The organism is Stenotrophomonas sp. 2YAF22 (assembly GCF_052114665.1).
GTDB lineage: Bacteria > Pseudomonadota > Gammaproteobacteria > Xanthomonadales > Xanthomonadaceae > Stenotrophomonas > Stenotrophomonas indicatrix.
Genome location: NZ_JBFRFE010000520.1, coordinates 1 through 3138, shown reverse-complemented (window position 1 = coordinate 3138; position 3138 = coordinate 1). Strand labels below are relative to the sequence as shown.

The window sequence follows — 3138 nt, the reverse complement described above, 5'->3', positions numbered from 1 at the left end:
CCGCCGGCTCGTTTCGATCAACAGATGGCCGCCCGGCGCGCCCCCCAGTTCGATACAACATCAACTTTCATTGGAACACCGCCCATGCGCGCTGCCCTGTACTCCTCCTTCGGCGATCCAGCCCAGGTCCTCGCCGTTGCCGATGCCCCCCTGCCCGAACCCGGTCCCGGCGAAGTACGCATCCGCACCGTGCTGGCCTCGATCCACAACCACGATCTGCTGACCGTGCGTGGCCTGTACGGCTACAAGCCGACGCTGCCGGCGATCGGCGGCAGCGAAGCACTGGGCGTGGTCGATGCGCTCGGCGAAGGCGTCGACGGCCTGCAGATCGGTCAGCGTGTTGCCGCCGCCTCGGTGCACGGCACCTGGGCCGAGGCGTTCATCGCACCGGCACGGATGGTGATCCCGATGCCGGACGCGATCGCCGATGAAATGGCCGCACAGCTGATCGCCATGCCGCTGAGCGCGTTGATGCTGCTGGAATTCCTGCACGTCGAGCAGGGCCAGTGGATCGTGCAGAACACCGCCAACGGTGCCGTCGGCAAATCGCTGGCGATGCTCGCAAAGGCGCGCGGCGTGCACGTGGCCAACCTGGTGCGCAATGCCGAGGCCGTGGCGCAACTGCAGGCACTGGGCATCGATCACGTGTTCGATACCTCGGTGGACGGCTGGAAGGACCGTGTGCGCGAAGCCACCGGCGAATCGCAGGCCGCGGCCGCGGTTGACTCCATCGGCGGCGATGCCAGCGGCGACCTGGTCGACCTGCTCGGCCACCACGGCACCCTGGTGTCCTTCGGCGTGATGAGCGGCGAGCCGATGCGCATTCCCGCCGGCGGCCTGATCTACAAGGAAGCCACGGTGAAGGGCTTCTGGGGCAGCAAGGTCAGCCAGGCAATGGCGGTGGAAGACAAGCGGCGGTTGGTGGGTGAACTGCTGAAGCGTGCGGCCGAGGGGGAACTGACCCTGCCGGTGGAGCAGATCTTCGCATTGGACGACATCGCCCAGGCGGCAAAAGCCGGCGCCGGTTCGGGCCGCAATGGCAAGGTGCTGCTGCGCGCGTGATGCCCTTGGGGGTCGGCTCCCTTTCTGAAAGGGAAGGGCTCTGACCGTGCAGGAGCGTGCGGACCAACGGTCCGCACCCACCGGGATGATCTGCCCCATTGAGATGGTCGGCACCCACCGGGATGGTCTGCCCCACCAAGGCCGCCGACTTTCGTTAAGAACCTGTGATGTATAACTGAATGCGCTTTCGTCATTGGAAGGCGCACTCACCCGCGTGCGGTACTGACGACTCCTCCCCCGTTTGGCGTAGTCGCTTCCATGTATCGCACCACCCTGCTTTCCAGCGCGGTCGCGCTGGCCCTCGTCGCTGGCACTGCCGGCGCCGCTGAAATCGCCGACACCGGCAAGGACAGCACCACCCTCGGCACCGTGCTGGTGACCGGCTCGAACATCAAGCGCAGCGACACCGCCGGCCCCAACCCGGTGCAGATCGTCACCCGCGAGCAGATCCTGCAGACCGGCCGCTCCACCCTTACCGACGTGCTGCGCAACCTGTCGGCCAACGCCGGCAACAGCTTCGACGAGCAGTACACCGGCAGCTTCGCTGCAGGCTCGGCGTCGATCGGCCTGCGCGGCCTGTCACCGAAGAACACGCTGGTGCTGGTCAATGGCTACCGCGTGGCCAACTTCGGCTTCGCGCTCAACACCCAGGACACCTTCGTCGACCTCAACGCGCTGCCGATCAGCGCGGTGGAGCGCATCGAAGTGCTGAAGGATGGTGCCTCGGCTGTGTACGGCTCGGACGCCATCGCCGGCGTCATCAACATCATCCTGCGTCGTGATTTCCAAGGCGTGGAGGTCGGCGGTGGCTTCGGCACCGCCACCCAGGGCGGCCTGAACGAGCGCAAGGCCAACCTGCTGGCCGGCTTCGGTGACCTCGAACAGCAGGGCTGGAACGTGCTGTTCGGGCTGGATCTGCTCAAGCGCGACCGCCTCGATGCTGACCAGCGCGCGTACACCCGCGACGGCGATTTCCGCGACAAGCCCGGTGGCCGCCTGGCCGGCTGGTCCACCGCTGGCGGCAACACGCTGGCCAACCCGCGCGCGCCGCAACCGTTCGCGTCCTGCCCCGATGGCAGCGAGCTGCGTCCCTACAGTGACTTCGGCAGCACCCTGCCCGGCCAGGCCTGCGCCTTCAACGCGCAGCCGTTCAAGACCCTGCAGCCCGGCGCCGAGCGCCTGCAGGCGTCGTTGAGCGCGACCTACCGCTTCAACGACAGCGTCGAAGCCTTCGCTGATGTGCTGTACAGCCACAACAAGGCCGACCAGATCTTCAGTGCGCCGCTGACGGTCGGCCCGGGCCTGCGTGCCTACAATCCCGCCACCGGTACGTTGACCGATATCGCCGCGGTGCTGCCGGTCGGCCATCCGAACAATCCGGGTAGCGCGCCGCTGCCGTTCGAATACACCTTCTTCGATCTCGGCCCGCGCCTGAAGGACAACACCCAGGTGTTCTACCGCGCCCTGGCCGGCGTGCGTGGCACCGGCGAACGCTGGGACTGGGAAGTGGCCGCACTGACCTCGCAGAGCGCGCAGCGCGAGTACGTGGACAACTTCGTGGACCGCTACGCCTTCCAGCAGATCCTGCGCGATGGCAGCTACAACTTCCTCGATCCATCCAGCACGCCGGGCGCACTGGACGATCTGCGCCTGCAGACCAAGCGCCCGGGCTGGTACAAGCTGCACTCGCTCAACGTCAAGGCATCGACCTCGTTGTGGGAACTGCCGGCGGGTGCGATCGGCTTCGCCTGGGGCGCGGAATTCCGCAAGGAATCGCTGGACGCGCGCACCAGTGCGCAGGTGCTGTCCGGTACCGAACTGCGCCCGGCGATCAACATCGTCGACGGTGAGCGCCAGGTCAGTGCCGCCTATGCCGAGTTCAGCGTGCCGCTGCATCGCACGCTGGAGCTGCAGGTAGCCGGCCGCGGTGACCACTACGATGACTTCGGCAAGGCATTCTCGCCGAAGTTCGCGCTGCGCTGGCAACCGCTGGACAGCCTGCTGCTGCGTGGCTCGTTCTCGCGTGGTTTCCGTGCACCGTCGCTGCCGGAGATCGCACCGGGGCAGACCATCAGC

At 66.9% G+C, this 3138-nt stretch carries 2 protein-coding genes; both read left to right on the top strand.

From position 1 onward, the window contains the following. The first annotated feature begins 84 nt into the window (after positions 1 to 84). A complete protein-coding gene (locus tag AB4Y84_RS17485) occupies positions 85 to 1062 on the top strand; it encodes a zinc-binding dehydrogenase (RefSeq protein WP_442244824.1) in 978 nt (325 codons plus the stop codon). 258 nt (positions 1063 to 1320) lie between these two features. Beyond that, positions 1321 to 3138 (top strand): TonB-dependent receptor plug domain-containing protein (locus AB4Y84_RS17480; RefSeq protein WP_442250546.1); only part of this gene is annotated, 1818 nt, incomplete at its 3' end.

What these genes read in the sequence shown, in the direction of transcription:
- AB4Y84_RS17485 (WP_442244824.1), top strand. Translation starts at nt 85, where the DNA reads ATGCGCGCTGCCCTGTACTCCTCCTTCGGCGATCCAGCCCAGGTCCTC.